The sequence below is a fragment of the Pseudomonas sp. AIG genome (assembly GCF_977020205.1).
In genome coordinates this window covers 44896-60898 of the sequence record NZ_CDROCK010000042.1, presented here as the reverse complement: position 1 = coordinate 60898, position 16003 = coordinate 44896, and the positions used below count along the sequence as shown (strand labels likewise).

Genomic DNA, 16003 nt, shown 5'->3' with positions numbered 1-16003 from the left:
ACAGAACGAATTTAGGGAAGCTTGAGCAGGCCAGGACGACGCCGACGCTGGAGAAGCTGGACGAGATCGCTGACTATCTAGGCCTCGACCTTTTGACTATGGTTACTCTCGTCATTGCTGCGCATGGTGAAGAACTTCCTTCAGAAGCTTTGCAACGTACTGCCTTGCGAATCAGGGAATTCGAGATGTCCGGAGGGTGGCAGTTAGTAGAGGAGCAATTCTGTGATGGAAAGCTGATCAAGCGCTCCCAGGGAAAGCCTAAGCAACCGCTTAATGCGGAATACATTCGAGCCTTGAAAGCGCAAGGTTTCGACAGGAAAACAATCGCCGAAAAGCTCGGCGTTGCCAGAAGCACAGTCCAAAAATATTGGAATACATAAGTCTGCAGAACATCAGCAATCCTGCAGTCTGAGCAAATCGCGGTTTATGGCGCGCCCTATCGGGTCGGCTGTCGTAAACCATGCCATGACTGACGCCAAGTCATGGCCCTCTGGGCTTCCATCCTCGCGCCTCCGGCCTTACTGGCCTGCGCGCTCCGCTTGCTCTCGTAATTTCCATCAACGGTAGAAACTCCAGGGATACCTTCAGCACTGCGCAATGGAGTGTAGTCATCCTGTCTGTCCATATTTCTGTTGGAAGGTGCAGTCGCGGGGTGGACAATACGGGTTTGGTCACTTGATAGATGGCCATTGAGGAAGGAACCTTGGGGATCTAAGAGAAATGATGGCCGACTCTGTGCGAGTATTTCGTAAATGAAGCATGTGAGACTAATACGACATGGAGAGAGCGCTGCGAACGCGGGCCAAGCCACTTTAGATCACTCGACCATTCCTCTGACTCTGAAAGGATTCGAGCAAGCGCACCTGGTGGCTCTGTCGTTCAACCATCCTCCGGCTCTGATCGTTGCCTCGCCTTTCACCCGAGCGCATTCAACCGCTATGGCGACCGCAGCGGTTTTTCCTCATATCCCTTTTGAAACTTGGCCCATCCAAGAATTCACTTACCTTGCCCCTGCGCGGTGCACGAACACAACCGTCGCTAACAGACGCGAGTGGGTGGCTGCATTTTGGAACAAAGCAGATCCTGGGTTCACGGATGGTGAAGGCGCTGAGTCATTTCTAGATTTCATAGCTAGAGCTCAATCGTTCCTAGAACGCCTTGCTGAACATCCAGCACAAGACATCGTAGCGTTTTCGCATGGTCAGCTTATCAACGCTGTAGCCTGGCTAATTGAGCACAAGCCGCTCGGCATTGATGTCGGAGCTATGGCGGACTGGCGTGAGTATGAGATCGTGAACCACGTTTCCAATTGTGGTGAGTGCCTGCTTTCGAAAGATCCCGATGAAGCCGGTTGGAAAGTGAGCCGGTCAGCCCCTAAGGAATCACGAATGGATGCAACTTGGCGAGTACCAGGCAGAGCCTATTAAGTCGCTCGTGATCCTGAGCGCGTGCTCATTGAAGAGCGCGCGGAGGCTCTTTCGGCAGCAGGCTATCCAACGCCAGATCCTGATACGGCTATGTACGCGGAGGAAAGGCTGAAACAGGCCAGAGCAGCGGCTGATTCCCTCCAAGTGGGCAGCGTTAGCGGTAATACTGCCGGTGAGCTCTTGGCGCGAGAGGTATGCCAGGTATTGCGAGAGGTCACCTTCGAACGACGGACGATGACAAAGGTAGGCCAGGCGTCCTGGGACGAGGTTTACGTGGGGCATTTGGTGGTCAACGTCGAGGGTTGGCATATATCGGTCTACAACAACTGTGACACGCTCGACCACTGTAAGGAATGCATTAGCCTTGATGGGAGGTGCTGGTCGTTTGATTCTGGAGATCGCTTTGGCACAGACCCCATAACACTGCTCAGCACTTGGGAGCATCAGACGCTTGAGCGTCTCCTGAAGGAGCTCTAGGGAAGCCAGGGTCGAGCGGGCCTCTGCGAGGACGGCTGTCGTGAACCAAGCCTCGCCGTTGCCGAGTCTTGGCCCTGCGGGCTTTCATCCTCCCGCCTGCGCGCTCCGCTTGCTACTGCCCGTACTTCAATCTGCTAAAAGCGTTTTGGGCCCACTGGCTTTATCAGCATTAGGATACCGGGCGATGAAGGGAATGAGTTGCTCATCGCTGCCCGCGCGCCCGAAGCTCATGATGAGCAGTCCTAGGGTATGCGGGGAAAGATAAACACGAAAGGGAAGGCCCCTGCCGGAACGTCCCTTCCTATTTACTCAGCGACGAAAAAGGCGGCCTAGAACCAACAGAGCAACTGCGCCAATCGCGATTGCAGCCACTGGTTTTTCTTTAACGAATGTAGATAACCACCACACTGAAAGTCATTGCGACCTCCGTGATCAAGGCTGCTTTCGGCAGGCCGATACCGCCATTCTCTGACCATCGCAGATAAGCAATTGAAAGCTCAAGCCGATATTCGGAGGGTCTTGATCAACAAACTATGCAAGCTATCTACCGACTTAGATCTCGCGGATGCACGGCTTCGATAAACCGAAACCTCCATTGGCCTAAGCGGGCCAAGTCCATGCTCTCCGTCAAGAATCTCCAAGTGTTCGGGAACACTGCACCGAGTCAGGACGGCAACCGCTAGGCCGCTCTCAACTGCTGCGATCTGACCCGCTAGGCTTGAACTGTGATAGACCACTTTAAAGCTTCGGCCCTGGAGGGCTAACGAGTCAATTGCGCAGCGCCTGGCGAGGCTAGCCTCCTCGTATGTTGCGATGGGAAGCGGGTCGCGCCTCCAGAGGTCAAACTGGGCCGATCCAACCCAGACCATTGGCTCATGAAACAACAGGGTGCCCCGCCTAGAGTGGTCTCGCGATATTAACGCCAAGTCGAGGTCGCCTTTTTCGACACGAGGTATCAGCGAGGTTGACTGCTCACAGTTAAGGTCGATCTCGACTGAGCCATGGCGTGGGGCGAAGCGCTTGAGCACCGGAGTCAGATACTTGGCCGCGTAATCATCCGGAACACCTAATCGTATGCGGCCCGTCAGCTCGGCCCCGCTAAAGGCCGCTTGCGCATCCCCGTGCAAATCCAATATACGCCTGGCATATCCGAGGAGTAATTGACCATCAGCTGTTAATTGATGATGTCGTGCGTCACGGACGAGCAAGCGCCGCCCCACCGCAGCTTCGAGTTTTTTGAGCTGCATGCTCACCGCCGATTGGGAGCGAAACACTTCAGGCGCCGCACTGGACAGTGATCCTGTGTCGACGACCGCTACAAAGCATTTGAGCCAGTCTATTTGGAGGTCTTGGGTATTCATTAGAAATTGCATCATTCGATTAACGGATACTATCTACAACTATTATGCGCTTTCCGAAAGTCGGTGTCTCAGGGATAGTGGTCTGATGCTGTTTAACAGAGCACGGCTACGGCTTATCTGCCCTGCATGCCACATCCCTATTTACCGCGCTAGGAGGAAACGCATTTGTCATCCGCTGAAAACTCTATATCTGGTTTAACGGTTATTGAGGCCTGGGCCGGCTTCAAGAACTTGTTACCTATTTCGCTGTTTGTAGCGGTTTTTGGAGGTGCATTTGGGCTTGCAGCTGCTCAGGCAGGACTGAGTGAGACGTCGACCGTGCTCATGAGTCTTCTTGTGTTTGCAGGCGCCGCACAATTTGCAGCCCTCGATCTATGGGGCACGCACGTCCCGGTGCTCCCCCTGATGATCACTGTCTTTGCAATCAATGCCCGGCATCTTTTGATGGGTGCAACCTTGTACCCGTGGCTACGGGAGCTTCCGTTGGCCAAACGATATGGGGTAATGCTGGTGGTATCAGACGCCAACTGGGCAATGGCGATGCAGGCGTTCAACAGTCGAAAGCCCGGCTTTGGCGTACTACTTGGCGGCGGGATTGCCTTATGGGCGTCGTGGACGATAGGGACTTGGCTGGGCATATACCTTGGAAGCGCAATCAAAAATCCCGTAAGCCTTGGCCTCGATATGGTGATGGGTTGTTTCTTGCTCGCCATGGCTATTGGGGGGAAGAAAAGTTCGCGCATGACGATCATTTGGATTGTGGCTGCAGCTGCAGCGCTGCTTGCATACTGGTATCTACCCAAAAACAGTCATGTTGTTGTAGGTGCGCTTGCGGGCGGTCTATTGGGAGCCTTTTGGATGGAAAAGAAAGATGAGCATTGATACCGCAGGCTTTGGAACAATTTCCCTGATTCTGATTATGGCTGTAGTGACGCTTGCGACGCGATGGGGAGGCGTTTTCGTCATGTCCTTCGTGCCCATAAACTATCGTGTGCAGCAATTTATCAGCGCCATGTCAGGCTCAGTATTGATAGCCGTACTTGCCCCCTTGGCTGTGACTGGCGACAACGGTGCCCGCCTTGCATTATTCACAACTGGTGTCTTGATGCTGGCGATCAAAAAGCCTCTTCCAGCTATCGCAGCAGGGATCGCGGTAGCGGCTTTGTGGCGCAATCTTTGATGAACTGGCTGCCGCTTAAGTGATCTTGAGCAGACTATCCCAATCTCTAGCAATGTGCTGTCGCGGGGGGCGCTTGCTGCGATATCTTCTGAGCTGTGACACCTTGCCCTTTGAACCTTGGTATGTTGCTGAGCTCATCATAGACGTGGCCAATGCGGGAGACCGGTATGGCGCTTCGAAGACGCAACCGCACTTCGATTTTGATCTCAAACGCGTTTCTCGCCGGCACTACATAACTGGCAAGGCCGCAATCAATTTCCCCCTCCCAGGGTGTATCACTGGTGGTTGGCATTTCCTGTCTTACTTCGACCGAGATTCGGGCGTCGCTAAAGTGTCGCTTGCAGGGATTCACTATCCAGACACCAATGCGTTTTTTGGCGGCACGGGCATCACTGACGTGACCGAGGAGCTCAGGAAGCGTGGCTGGCCCGTAAAGGACAGAAAGCTCTTCATGGCTGACCACTATAGAGCTGCAGCAGGCATGATCGTGAAATGGGCGATCAGTCATTCAAGGCACTGCAACGTGGAGGTCGCCGAATGGTTTCCTTCCCCTGAGGCTGCGCAGCGGCTGCTTGGGGTACTGGATCTTGGCAAGCCCAAGCTTTCGGAATTGAACAGGCTGCAAAAAGTGGAAGCTTGGCTAAGCTCGCAGTAGATGATGACGTCAGGTTGGTCAGGAAGACAGCGGTTGTAATACGTACTGAATGAGAGCAATGGATATGCGCAAGAAGTCCCAGTCATGGTTAGTCCCGCTCCTGATTGTTTTTGCCGTCCTGTGGGCAATGGGGAAGAAAGACACTCCTCCTGCCCCAGTACAACCAAGCGCCTTAAGCACGCCAAGTACGCTAGAGTCGATTTCGCAGACTCCATCCTCAGCGCCGGCCCCTGTCTCTGCGACTGAGCATTTTGTAAGTGCTGATAATCTCAATGTCCGGAATCAACCAGGCGGTAAGGTCGTCTCGAAGCTGAAGCGTGGGGAAAAGGTTCAGGTCTTCGAGATGCGCAACGAATGGGCGCGCATCAGTATTGATGGTCAACCACCGAAATGGCTTTCGTCCAAAAGCCTGTGCAACGGGTCGGGCTGCTACGTTGTTTCAAGACCCAAACCAGTGACTCAGCCAGTAAAGCCTGCTCGCCAACAGACTCCGGAATACGGATCCTCCTGCCCTTGTTCCTCGGGCAACGTTTGCATCGGGCCAAGAGGCGGTCGGTACTGCATTACTTCAGGTGGCAACAAGCGTTATGGCGTGTAATTTTGCTTCAATGACGATCCGCTAGAACTTCGGCGCATCGCCTGTGGCTTCCGCAATGGTGGCCAAAGCCTCCTCCATATTGGCGATGTTGTCTTGAAGCTTCTGAAAAACCAATAGGAAAGCGCCGTCCACATCTACGGTCTGATGGCCGCGAAGCGCACCTACTCTTTCATCCTCCATCTGCTGGAGACGGTTGACGCTCTCTCGCAGAGCCAACAACTGATCAAAGATGGCGCCGATTTGAGCTTGGCTCTGTGTACTCATTGATGCCACCCAAGCTTTGAATTGATCTCCCTTCGATAGGACGTATCGATCTGAGCCGGCACCTGCCTAACGTAGTCCCGCGCGTGCTCCTGCGCATCTGCACTCAAGCCAGCTAGATATGAAACAGCGTCATCAACAGTAGGGATCAAACCTTCAATGTCTTCGAATCTGGGCGGCAGCGCAGTCCAGATAACTGCGTCCAATTGGTGAAAGAGTGCCCATTCGGCGATCACTCCCACTGGGGAGCTACTGGTAGTAAAAACACCGATTCCATCTTCCCTGTCCTCTGGAATTTGCTCTCGGGCACGCAGGGCCTCGCATGCCTCTTCCAGGTTTTTCACATTCAACACTGCCCAGAGAACGGTGCACAGATGCGCATTCGCGCAGATCGCCGTTGCGAGCTCGCCCCCATCACCGACTCGCGCAAATTCGATGGGCAAATCGGGCCCATCCAAAAACCATTTGCTTGCGAGCGGTAATGCTCCAGGTTTCCAAATCAGGGATCCCCATCCTAGACATGCGATTACCATTAAAGAGTTCCTGTGATTAGACATGCGCAGGCGGGAACGGAAAGCGAATTCCTGATAAAACCGACTTCCTTGATAAGGATCGAAAGTCTCCTCGCAGCCGCCCATTATTTTGGATTCGACTCAGCCTTTTGTTTTCCTAGGGTCAGCGACGCGAGGAAAGGTACGCTCCTCTTGAATCGTCCCGTCCTCTTTGTGGATTTTCAAAGATGCCGTTTTGCCTTGCAGAAATTCGCTGGCTATTTCAGTGATTTCCGCTTTCGTAGAGGCGGTTTTGGAAGCACGTTGCGCGCCCTCTTTGACAAGCTCCCAAGCGTTTTCTTTTTTTGTGATGTGGTAGTTATCCATGGATCACCTCGACATGATTAATCAACTACAGCTACAAGGTTGACCATCGTCGATCTGGAGAGTTTGAAAGGATTGGCGAAGAAACCAATGCTGCCTACGACTCGTGTGCCCCCCTAACAACGACTTCAAAGAGTGGATTAACCGACCTAGGTGCGCTCCAGGCTAGCCTTGGCGTTTCGGTTTGCGACCCTCGGTGCCATCTCTTCATCCTCATACTGCCGGCTAAGAAATTCGCGGATTAAGACGGCAGTTCGTCTAGCGCTGGTCACCACAAAGAAGTGCCCCTCGCCCTTCAGAATGCGAAGTTCTGAACGTCGAATCGTGCGGCGCAGGATATGGGCGTTGTATGCCTGTATTAACGGATCGCGGTCGCCGGTAAGAACCAGCGTGCGTTGAGGAAGCCGGGACAACCGAAGCAGGCTTGTCCATCCGATCAAGGCTGCGAGCTGGAAATAGTAGGCTCGCGGATTAACAGAGAGCATGCCTTTCATCACACCGAACCGCAGCAGCGTGTGAATTGAATTGCGGGAGCTATCTTGCTTGCGCACTTTGGCGTTTTTACTCTTGCGGAAAAAATCCATAACGTCAGCGGGCTTCATCAACAGCACTGGGCCGGGAGAGGTCGCCGCGAGGATCAGCCTGCGTACCATGTTCGGGTAACGAAGAGCGAATTCTTGGGCCAGTGCACCTCCCCAACTCACCCCGAACACATCCACCTGGTCGATTCCCAATTGCTGGAGCATCTCTGCAATCACGTCGGCATGGCTTGGCAGGCGAATGGGCCAACGGGGCATTTGCGACTTGCCGACCCCTGGCACGTCCAGCGTGATGGTCGTGAAGTCTTCCAGTTCATCGCGCAACGGATCGAAGGTACGAATCAAGCCACCTAAACCATTGAGCAAAAGCAGCGGCGAGCCTTCACCGCAGATCGAAACGTTCAACTGCAAGCCCTTCGCTATTAGCCTGTGCGTTGCCATGATTTCTCCTTGCTGCACGCAATTGGGAGGCAGTAGTGGTGAGACCTAGGAGGAAGCTCCGAAGAGCACCGCAGCCGCTTCCCTCATAAAAATCTCGATGGTTTTCGGCCCTATCCCTTCAAATTCAGATAGCCGTTTTTCGAAGGCCTTCCGATCTGCGCTTGCCGCGACGATGTTGCTAATCTTGCCGTGATATTCAGCATTTATCTTGTTAGCTAATGCCAATAACCGCGACGCGGTGGTCTCGTCGTAACGCACGTAGTGAGCCTCACCAAGCATCATTACCAACTGGCGGTGAGTGCAGCTCGCCAATCTGTGCGGCGTATCCCGATGGTGTTTCTTCACGATCACTTGATAGGCCTTGGCGGCAATTGGCCCCTGGATTCGCTTGCCCATCAGGAAACTGGCAAGCAGCCATTTGAATAACCCAGCTTCGTTCGCATCTTGAAGGTCGATTTGTAAGTCATGTGCGCTGATGATTTTGCTCACTGGTTCACCCTTCAAGCGATGGTCTCAATGTAGACCAGGCGCTATCGCGAATTATCCAGCTGAGCGAGGCAGCGACAAAGGAACCCTTATTCATGCTCGACGCCTAATGGTTGAACCTTACGATTTGAGAAAGACGAAATGCATATTTCCGACACAATCCAAGTCATGGAAGCGCTGTCAGCCAACGAAGCAAACCTTAAGCTTCACGAGGGCTGGTCATTGATATCTGTGGTCGTCACAACCCATCCCAATGGTCAGCTTCATCCTTGCTACATTCTCGGCAAATCGAAAACCTCATCCAACCATCAAAAGCTCGATTGAATAGGGTGCCATTGGTAAAGAGATTTACTGCGCTGAACTGAAAGGGGGGAATGACTTGGCTTATCTGGATTGGATTCAATGGCCAGCGATGGTTGTTACCGTTCTCGCCGCATGGCTAATCGGATCGCAGCGGCCAGGACGGCGGATGATCGGATTTGTATGCTTCAGTGTGAGCAACGTTTTGTGGGTGATTTGGGGATTTTACGCAGGCGCGTATGCATTGATCGTATTACAGGTTTGTCTTTTCCTGATGAACCTTCGAGGGCTCAAGAAAAACTCAAGCCCCAATGAAACATAGTCAGCCAGCAGGGTCATTGCTAATCGAAGAGCAGTGGACACCGCCAAGGACATTGGAATGTTCGATAACTTTTCGCTCGATATCGTAAAACTCCCAGAGGCAACCCTCAGAGTCAGGCATGGTGGCAGCGGCTCTCCCGTCTTATTACTCCATGGGCATCCTAGGACTCATGCGACCTGGCATCGCGTTGCTCCACTCTTGGCAAAAAATCATTATGTTGTCTGCCCTGATCTAAGAGGCTTTGGCCAGTCATCAAAGCCTGAGGATACATCCGATCATGCAGGCTCCTCCAAGCGCGCTAAGGCCCGGGATTGCATCGCCCTAATGCGACATCTGGGTTATCAGCGGTTCGCCGTGATTGGCCATGATCGAGGTAGTTACACTGCCTTTCGCATGGCTATGGATCATCCCGAGGCCGTCACACATCTAGGCATATTGGACGGTGTACCGATACTTGAAGCTCTCGAGCGCTGTAACGCCCAGTTCGCGACGAAATGGTGGCATTGGTTCTTCTTCGGGCAACTCGAAAAACCGGAGCAGGCAATCCTGGCCGACCCTGATCGATGGTACGGCGGCACAGCCGAGGCGATGGGTGCAGACGCCTACAGAGACTATCAAGCAGCTATCCATGATCCAGCAACCGTTCATGGCATGGTCGAAGATTATCGAGCAGGCCTTGGAATCGACCGTATTCACGATGAAGTCGACCGCCGCGAGAGCCGCAAGGTCGAGTGCCCGACAATGATTTTATGGTCGCTACGTGATGATCTTGAGCTTCTGTACGGCGATGTTTTAGGCGTGTGGGAACCGTGGACAACACGACAACGTGGTCGTGGGCTCGACTGTGGGCATCACATGGCGGAGGAAGTGCCCGACGAGCTCGCGAGAGAAATAATCGAGTTCCTGCGTGAACAATGATCTCTCAGTACACTAATCCGTAATCGCTTAGGGCTACGTAGGGTCAAAGTCATTCGAGCTACATGTCTTAGGTTGATGACTCGGAAGCATTGAGGTTCTTCCTGAAGCCTCGGGCATTCATCCCCAAAAGTATGCATTCGAGCAGGATCAGCGCGTAAGCGTCGGCGTGAAACCCCCAGATCACCCAAAGCGCATTACTGGTGATAAATCCCCAAAAGGCGATCATGCGCCTATACGCTCGTTGCGAACCGATAAACCACGCTGAGGCTACCGTCACTACCATGGCTGGCCATTGCAGGTAATCGATGTACTCCAACTAGCCACCTCCTTCCGACAGCACTTTCAAAGAGAGACGCCGGCGCTAACCTGTGGATCAAGCGCAGGCAATCCCAGTGAGGCACCCAGATTGACCAGATACTCTCCAAACCCTCCGCGACATTTGTAATCCTTGCGGGCGCTGGTTATTACCGGATTCGTGGCTGTCCAAACGATATGAGCACCAACCCGCTTCAGGTCAGCAACCAAATGGACGTCTTCGTGTGCAGTAAGATGCTGGAACCCGCCAGCGTTCCGGTAGGCCTCGGCACTCAGTCCAAGATTGGCGCCGTGGATGTGCCGGTGATTCTCGATAAACTGGTAAAGCTCCATGTACTTTGACCGAACCAAATCTCCATGGATATTCCAGCTATCCACCTCGACTGTCCCACAAACTGCATCAGCCTTGAGCTCAATCTGACGCGCCAGCCAATCATGTGGCACTACGGTGTCAGCATCGGTGAAGGAAAGCCACTCCGCGCCAGCGGCTAGAAGATGATCTGCACCGGTTGCTCTCGCCTTGCCCACGTTCTGAAAGGAAACCTCGATCCCGCTAACGTCGTGTGCTGCAACGATCTGTCCAGTCTGATCAGCACAGTCGTCTAAAACGACGACTACGCAGACTCGCTGGCCTGCTAATGCAGGATGTGCAGCGGCGGACAGAACAGATGTTAGACACGCAGAGATGTGATGCTCTTCATTGTGGGCAGGTATGACAACACCGATCATTAACGTCACCTCCGACTATCTGAGTTACAGACTCCAGCAGTCGACCTAATTTCGCTCCATTAGGTTTAAAAAATTACAAGCGAGCGTGTATAGGCGACCGCTAGTCATTTGCGTCTGTATCGCTCTGAACTTACTTTCCCCGATCCTCCTCTCCCACTTACCATCCAGCTGAAGTAGGTAAGACGTCATGAGAGCACTCACCTATCACGGCGCGCACAGCGTCAAAGTCGACACGGTTCCCGATCCGGTTATTGAAGAAAGTGATGACATCATTCTTCGGGTTACCGCAACGGCGATATGCGGATCTGACCTCCACCTCTATCGGGGAAAGATTCCAACTGTCGAGCATGGCGATATATTCGGCCATGAGTTTATGGGAATCGTTGAAGAGGCAGGCTCAGCTGTGACCGCCGTGCAACCCGGCGACCGTGTGGTAATTCCGTTTGTAATCGCCTGCGGTAGCTGTTTCTTCTGCGCAATGGATCTGTTCGCGGCCTGCGAAACAACAAATACAGGACGCGGAGCGATCATAAATAAAAAGGGCATACCACCGGGAGCCGCGCTGTTCGGCTTCAGTCACATGTACGGCGGGGTGCCTGGCGGGCAAGCCGAATACGTGCGCGTACCAAAAGCCAACACCGGGCCGTTTAAAGTGCCGGGGACGCTCTCGGATGAAAAGGTTCTTTTCCTGTCAGACATCCTTCCAACTGCTTATCAGGCCGTAACGAATGCGGGGATTGGTAATGGCTCCAGCATCGCCATCTATGGTGCAGGCCCCGTAGGGTTGTTGAGTGCGGCCTGTGCAAGAATGCTCGGTGCCGACCAAATTTTCATGGTCGATCACCATCCTTACCGCTTGGCATACGCGCAGAAAACATACGGTGTAATTCCGATCAACTTCGATGAAGACGACGATCCCGCAGATACGATTATTCGACAAACCAAAGGAATGCGGGGTGTCGATGGCGTCGTGGATGCGGTGGGGTTTGAAGCAAAAGGTAGTACGACGGAAACCGTTCTCGCGACACTCAAGCTTGAGGGCAGCAGCGGCAAGGCTTTACGTCAGTGCATCGCCGCCGTTCGACGCGGCGGCATTGTGAGTGTTCCTGGCGTTTATTCAGGGTTCATCCATGGCTTCCTGTTCGGAGACGCATTTGACAAGGGGCTGACCTTCAAAATGGGTCAGACTCATGTGCATCGCTTCCTACCTGAGCTCCTCGACCATATCGAAACAGGTCGTCTTTCACCGGAAGTCATCATCAGCCATCGCATGTCACTGGAACAGGCCGCTGAGGGATATAAAATCTTTGATAAAAAAGAAGAGGACTGCCGAAAAGTCATTCTGACACCCGGAGATAGCCACATCGATATTCCGGAGAGCGATAGCAGCGCAACACTCTTGACTACCTAAGTCTACCGGTAAGTGAAAAGGACGAGATGGTTCGGTTTTATACCGAAAAATCTCGTCCTTTTTCCATTTGGGGGAGCGATCCAAAAAAAAGGCAGCGTTTTTCCACCCTGGTCGGCCTCGACTCTCCAGTTCGTTCAGGTACTGAAGACGATCTGTGATCTGGGTCATCAATAGATTCGCAAGGGGCCACAAAATCCTGAAATGCGAATACACTCACAAACTGACTCATCAAACGCCGACAGGTGCGCTCGGCTAAGGGATCTCGGATTGATCGTACAGTGGGAAGGTTTTTTGCCTATTGAAGGATCGGTGATCGTCATCGAGGACGATCCGACCTTGCGAGCGCTGATGGAAGAAATCGTATCGGAGGTCGGCGGGAAGGCGATCTCCTTTGAGACTGCAGATGATGCGTTAACCTATTTGCTTCAAACTCATGAACAGTGTCGTTTGGTGATCGCAGACCATGGCGTACCCGGCCAGATCCAGGGGATCGAATTCATCGAGATGGTAAGTAGTCGATGGCCATCAATTGCAGCAATCCTGACGTCTGGATATTTGATAGATCCAGAAGCTGTTCCAGCCTCTAGCATCTATCTGCACAAGCCGTGGTCGCTGGATGATTTCGTGATCGCTATGGCGACGTTATTACAACCTGGCATTGCGATTCACAAAGCCTGATTTACAGGATCGGAGATGCGAGGTAGGTCGGGTTCGACTTTGTAACTCCTCTCATTAGAAGCGTGGTGAGTGCTTCCTCAATCTCATCAGCAGCGCCGTGTTTATGCTCCGTGAGCGACCACTGCCAGTAGCGATCTGCCATCAGGCCGCCAACCGCCTCTGCACAAAGAGCATCACAGCTCACACCCATCTTGGTGGCTGCCGCTATAACGGCTAGAAGTGCTTGCTCAAGTTGCTGTGTTCTATCGGAGGACACACGACGGGCTCCATGAAAATGAAGCTATAGTATGGCCGATATCAGTTTGACATCAAAGGTTGTTTATTACGCTTGTCCTCGCACATTTATCATCTCAATGTCCCACAGCGCTGCGTTCGTTCGATTTAAAGCTAGTTCTCCGTGCGGACATTTCACCCCGAAGCTCACCTATCAGGTTGGCAATTGCACGACTTGAAGTCAGCGGCATTGTCGACACCCCCGTGACTAACAGCTCAACACTCCCTGATGAAGGCTCGGTTACCTTGATCATCAACGAACCATCCACGTTCAGCGTGCATGAGCAGGATAGCGGCAGGAAGCCGCATTCAATAATGTGTCGGAGCTCAAGAACGGAGATCATCGTGTTCGTCCTAGGGGAGTGTTCATTGATTGTTGTCCAAATGTGGGGGTAGTCAAAGATTCGCGTAAGCATTATTCGACAAGGCATGTCTGGCCTACCCCGCTGAAACGTTGCACCTACATAACTGCGCTGCATTGATTTTTTTGAAACGACCTATGCATCGCTCTGACCGCTCTAGAACAGCACTGTTCACCGAAGCGCAGAAATAAGGGGATGGTTTCGGGCACAGAGAGCGATCCGAAAACACGCTCAATGTAACGCTCAGAATTGGTTGGAATTTTTTCTGCGAGCACCACTCTTTCTCTATGAGCGTTAAGGAGGAACTCATGAGCCAGACAGATATTTTTGTTATCGAGTACAAATTGCACGGGGAACCAAAGTCATTCGTCATCCGCGTAAAGACGATGCGCAATGTTGACGCATGGCACTGGGCGAGTTGCGACGCCGGTTTAGTACCGATTCCTAAACCTGGAAAACCGCCATTGAAGGTCATGTCGAAACCTCAGGCGGAACGGTTCGGAGTGACAGAGGTGAAATGGCGTGAGACGGCAGCATTAGTCTGGACGGAAGCGTAGGGGGTGACCGCCTCATTGGGTATTCTGTAGCACATTGGACGGGAACAGAATCGCCAATCAAATGCGTAATGCGTAGATGTCTGGAACTGAATAAGACTCGGTGGCGGAACGCCCACCGTCACCGAGTTACCGATTACCCAAAAGTTGCTTATTTAACGTTTCTTTTCCAAGGTCGCAGCTTGATTACCGCCCTGCTCTGCAATCTTGCTCAGCTTTTCATCGGCTCCTTTTTCCTCAGCAAGTGTTGCGGCCAACAGAGCTGCAGCGTCATCTAGTTTGAGATGCTTGGCCATCGCAATCAGGGTGCCGTAGGCAGCGATTTCATAGTGCTCCACTTTTTGAGCCGCACCGATTAGTGCGGCGTCGAGCACAGCTCCTTTGTCGATTTCTTCCAATAGCTCCTTCGACTCTTCGACAAGTCCCTCCATGGCCACGCACTTCATACGTTTCAGTTTCAGACCGGTGAGTTCCACCAGCTGATCGATGCGCTCAATCTGCCCATGGGTCTCCTCCAGGTGGGACGTAAACGCGTCTGCCAACAGTGGATTAGTCGCGGCTTTCGCTAAGCGCGGCAATGCTTTGGTGATTTGTTTTTCCGCACTGTAAACGTCAGAGAGTTCATGGATAAACAAGTCTTCGACAGTTTTTCTAGCCATTTCCAAACTTCCTTCTGGTCAGTATTGGCGTCGCCTGATGGGCGTCCGCATGGGATCAACATGCATTGCAAAACTCGCCGTGCCTGAAGACTGACCAATGTCATTTAACACGTGTTCCGATTATTTTCAGGGTGACGGACAAAAGGTTTGTCGCTAACCCAAAGCAGTGTCGAGAAACATCATCACACCGAAACCGAGCATCAGTCCCAAAGTCGCGGGGGTCTCATGACCGTTGCGATGAGTCTCGGGAATGACCTCATGGGACACCACAAAAATCATGGCGCCCGCAGCCAGACCGAGCGCAATGGGATAGCCCAATGCAAAACTGCTGGAAATACCCAAGCCGACGATGGCGCCAATCGGCTCCATCAGCCCCGAACCCACTGCAATCAGCGCCGCGCGCAGTGCTGAGATGCCCGTCACGCGTAATGCCAAGGCGACGGCCAGACCTTCGGGAATGTCTTGAATGGCTATGGCAGTGGTGAGAGGCAGTCCGACCTTCATATCGCCATTGGCGAAGCTCACACCAATAGCCATGCCTTCGGGCAGGTTATGCAGAGTTATTGCCAGGACGAACAACCAAACACGATTGATACGCTGCGCGTCCGGCCCCCGGCGCCCGCTTTTCTCGTGCTCATGAGGGACGAAACGATCAAGGCCAACCATCAGTGCAACGCCCAATCCCAATCCAGCAACAACTACGCATGCTGCGAGCAATTGGTTTCCGCAAAGGGCCTGAGCTGCTTCGATACCCGGGAGAATGAGCGAGAAGGAGCTGGCGGCCATCATCATGCCGGCGGCGAAGCCCAGCATGATGTCTTGTGTGCGGGCGGCGATGTCTCGTAACGCAATCGCTACGACAGCCCCCATCGCCGTCGCAGCGAAACCTGACATGCCACCGAGAAAAGCGAAGTGCAGATTTTGTTTGTTCACACCGACGAAGGCGCCATACCCGCTAATGAGTAAGAACAATGTCACGCCAATCAGAATTGACCAGAAGGCGCGCCCGCTCCATCCAGATCCTGAGAAACGGGCCAACCAGGCGCGAGGTGATGCGCCTGATGACGTCAAAGGCTCGGGCATGGAAACCTCCTATTTGCTTAAGTCGCTTTTTTTGCAGATCCGGAAAGCGACCGTAGGAACTGCCTGGTTACACGCTGGGCGTCACGTTCAAAAGCGACA

Annotated in this window: 23 protein-coding genes and 1 pseudogene; 12 read left to right on the top strand and 12 right to left on the bottom strand. The window is 53.0% G+C overall.

The features are described from left to right. The 3 genes from ACWR1S_RS22195 to ACWR1S_RS22185 all read left to right on the top strand — a co-directional run. A partial coding sequence (locus ACWR1S_RS22195) for a helix-turn-helix domain-containing protein (protein WP_454564989.1) occupies window positions 1-380 on the top strand: 380 nt, incomplete at its 5' end. Between the two features lie 372 nt (window positions 381-752). After that, window positions 753-1427, top strand: coding sequence for a histidine phosphatase family protein (locus ACWR1S_RS22190; RefSeq protein ID WP_454564988.1), 675 nt, complete (start codon window positions 753-755; stop codon window positions 1425-1427). Between the two features lie 90 nt (window positions 1428-1517). Continuing rightward, window positions 1518-1904 carry a DUF7693 family protein gene (locus ACWR1S_RS22185; RefSeq protein WP_454564996.1) on the top strand — a complete coding sequence of 129 codons (387 nt, stop codon included), beginning with the start codon at window positions 1518-1520 and terminating at the stop codon, window positions 1902-1904. A gap of 309 nt (window positions 1905-2213) precedes the next feature. On the opposite strand, the pseudogene ACWR1S_RS22180 reads toward ACWR1S_RS22185, so the two are convergent. Both ACWR1S_RS22180 and ACWR1S_RS22175 read right to left on the bottom strand, forming a co-directional pair. Then, a pseudogene (locus ACWR1S_RS22180) lies at window positions 2214-2303 on the bottom strand (CsbD family protein); the annotation flags it as partial. A 98-nt stretch (window positions 2304-2401) separates the two neighbouring features. Then, window positions 2402-3265: a LysR family transcriptional regulator gene (locus ACWR1S_RS22175; protein ID WP_454564987.1), complete on the bottom strand. Its 864-nt coding sequence runs from the start codon at window positions 3263-3265 to the stop codon at window positions 2402-2404. 165 nt (window positions 3266-3430) lie between these two features. On the opposite strand from ACWR1S_RS22175, the gene ACWR1S_RS22170 reads away from it, so the two are divergent. The 4 genes from ACWR1S_RS22170 to ACWR1S_RS22155 all read left to right on the top strand — a co-directional run bounded on the left by ACWR1S_RS22170 (window position 3431) and on the right by ACWR1S_RS22155 (window position 5698). After that, window positions 3431-4147: an AzlC family ABC transporter permease gene (locus ACWR1S_RS22170; protein ID WP_454564986.1), complete on the top strand. Its 717-nt coding sequence runs from the start codon at window positions 3431-3433 to the stop codon at window positions 4145-4147. After that, window positions 4137-4445, top strand: a complete 309-nt coding sequence (locus ACWR1S_RS22165; RefSeq protein WP_454564985.1) for an AzlD family protein — start codon at window positions 4137-4139, stop codon at window positions 4443-4445. Before ACWR1S_RS22170 ends, ACWR1S_RS22165 begins: the two co-directional genes overlap by 11 nt. Before the next feature lie 145 nt (window positions 4446-4590). After that, entirely contained in the window at window positions 4591-5100 is a 510-nt protein-coding gene (locus ACWR1S_RS22160; protein WP_454564995.1) for a hypothetical protein, read from the top strand. Window positions 5101-5149: 49 nt separating this feature from the next. Continuing rightward, window positions 5150-5698 (top strand): SH3 domain-containing protein, encoded by a 549-nt coding sequence (locus ACWR1S_RS22155; RefSeq protein ID WP_454564984.1) that lies wholly within the window; start codon window positions 5150-5152, stop codon window positions 5696-5698. A gap of 21 nt (window positions 5699-5719) precedes the next feature. Here the strand turns inward: ACWR1S_RS22155 and ACWR1S_RS22150 are convergent, their stop codons facing one another. The 5 genes from ACWR1S_RS22150 to ACWR1S_RS22130 all read right to left on the bottom strand — a co-directional run bounded on the left by ACWR1S_RS22150 (window position 5720) and on the right by ACWR1S_RS22130 (window position 8303). Next, the gene (locus ACWR1S_RS22150; protein ID WP_454564983.1) at window positions 5720-5962 is read right to left on the bottom strand and encodes a hypothetical protein; all 243 of its coding nucleotides are present in this window, start codon (window positions 5960-5962) and stop codon (window positions 5720-5722) included. After that, window positions 5959-6492, bottom strand: coding sequence for a hypothetical protein (locus tag ACWR1S_RS22145; RefSeq protein WP_454564982.1), 534 nt, complete (start codon window positions 6490-6492; stop codon window positions 5959-5961). Before ACWR1S_RS22145 ends, ACWR1S_RS22150 begins: the two co-directional genes overlap by 4 nt. Before the next feature lie 120 nt (window positions 6493-6612). Then, window positions 6613-6837, bottom strand: coding sequence for a DUF2188 domain-containing protein (locus ACWR1S_RS22140; protein ID WP_454564981.1), 225 nt, complete (start codon window positions 6835-6837; stop codon window positions 6613-6615). Between the two features lie 146 nt (window positions 6838-6983). Further along, window positions 6984-7814: an alpha/beta fold hydrolase gene (locus tag ACWR1S_RS22135; RefSeq protein WP_454564980.1), complete on the bottom strand. Its 831-nt coding sequence runs from the start codon at window positions 7812-7814 to the stop codon at window positions 6984-6986. A 45-nt stretch (window positions 7815-7859) separates the two neighbouring features. Beyond that, window positions 7860-8303 (bottom strand): DNA methylase, encoded by a 444-nt coding sequence (locus ACWR1S_RS22130; RefSeq protein ID WP_454564979.1) that lies wholly within the window; start codon window positions 8301-8303, stop codon window positions 7860-7862. A gap of 409 nt (window positions 8304-8712) precedes the next feature. Between ACWR1S_RS22130 and ACWR1S_RS22125 the strand changes: the two genes are divergently transcribed. Continuing rightward, window positions 8713-8922 carry a hypothetical protein gene (locus ACWR1S_RS22125; RefSeq protein ID WP_080896102.1) on the top strand — a complete coding sequence of 70 codons (210 nt, stop codon included), beginning with the start codon at window positions 8713-8715 and terminating at the stop codon, window positions 8920-8922. A 57-nt stretch (window positions 8923-8979) separates the two neighbouring features. Then, window positions 8980-9840, top strand: a complete 861-nt coding sequence (locus ACWR1S_RS22120; RefSeq protein ID WP_454564978.1) for an alpha/beta fold hydrolase — start codon at window positions 8980-8982, stop codon at window positions 9838-9840. A 67-nt stretch (window positions 9841-9907) separates the two neighbouring features. Here ACWR1S_RS22120 and ACWR1S_RS22115 read toward each other — a convergent pair whose 3' ends face one another. Continuing rightward, on the bottom strand, window positions 9908-10123 hold the full coding sequence (locus ACWR1S_RS22115; protein ID WP_371924487.1) for a hypothetical protein: 216 nt from the start codon (window positions 10121-10123) through the stop codon (window positions 9908-9910). Window positions 10124-10182: 59 nt separating this feature from the next. Beyond that, a complete protein-coding gene (locus tag ACWR1S_RS22110) occupies window positions 10183-10884 on the bottom strand; it encodes a glycosyltransferase (RefSeq protein ID WP_454564977.1) in 702 nt (233 codons plus the stop codon). A gap of 187 nt (window positions 10885-11071) precedes the next feature. Between ACWR1S_RS22110 and ACWR1S_RS22105 the strand changes: the two genes are divergently transcribed. Together ACWR1S_RS22105 and ACWR1S_RS22100 are read left to right on the top strand one after the other, a co-directional pair. After that, window positions 11072-12295, top strand: coding sequence for a zinc-dependent alcohol dehydrogenase (locus tag ACWR1S_RS22105; RefSeq protein WP_158828915.1), 1224 nt, complete (start codon window positions 11072-11074; stop codon window positions 12293-12295). 267 nt (window positions 12296-12562) lie between these two features. Then, window positions 12563-12973 carry a response regulator gene (locus ACWR1S_RS22100; RefSeq protein WP_042559203.1) on the top strand — a complete coding sequence of 137 codons (411 nt, stop codon included), beginning with the start codon at window positions 12563-12565 and terminating at the stop codon, window positions 12971-12973. Window positions 12974-13323: 350 nt separating this feature from the next. Here the strand turns inward: ACWR1S_RS22100 and ACWR1S_RS22095 are convergent, their stop codons facing one another. Beyond that, window positions 13324-13590 carry a DUF1652 domain-containing protein gene (locus ACWR1S_RS22095; protein ID WP_454564976.1) on the bottom strand — a complete coding sequence of 89 codons (267 nt, stop codon included), beginning with the start codon at window positions 13588-13590 and terminating at the stop codon, window positions 13324-13326. A gap of 326 nt (window positions 13591-13916) precedes the next feature. Here ACWR1S_RS22095 and ACWR1S_RS22090 point away from each other — a divergent pair, with 326 nt between their 5' ends. After that, the gene (locus ACWR1S_RS22090) at window positions 13917-14165 is read left to right on the top strand and encodes a DUF6555 family protein (protein ID WP_454564975.1); all 249 of its coding nucleotides are present in this window, start codon (window positions 13917-13919) and stop codon (window positions 14163-14165) included. Window positions 14166-14317: 152 nt separating this feature from the next. Here the strand turns inward: ACWR1S_RS22090 and ACWR1S_RS22085 are convergent, their stop codons facing one another. Together ACWR1S_RS22085 and ACWR1S_RS22080 are read right to left on the bottom strand one after the other, a co-directional pair. Beyond that, on the bottom strand, window positions 14318-14821 hold the full coding sequence (locus tag ACWR1S_RS22085) for a YciE/YciF ferroxidase family protein (protein WP_329696263.1): 504 nt from the start codon (window positions 14819-14821) through the stop codon (window positions 14318-14320). 153 nt (window positions 14822-14974) lie between these two features. Then, the gene (locus tag ACWR1S_RS22080; RefSeq protein WP_454564974.1) at window positions 14975-15904 is read right to left on the bottom strand and encodes a ZIP family metal transporter; all 930 of its coding nucleotides are present in this window, start codon (window positions 15902-15904) and stop codon (window positions 14975-14977) included. Between the last annotated feature and the right edge of the window lie 99 nt (window positions 15905-16003).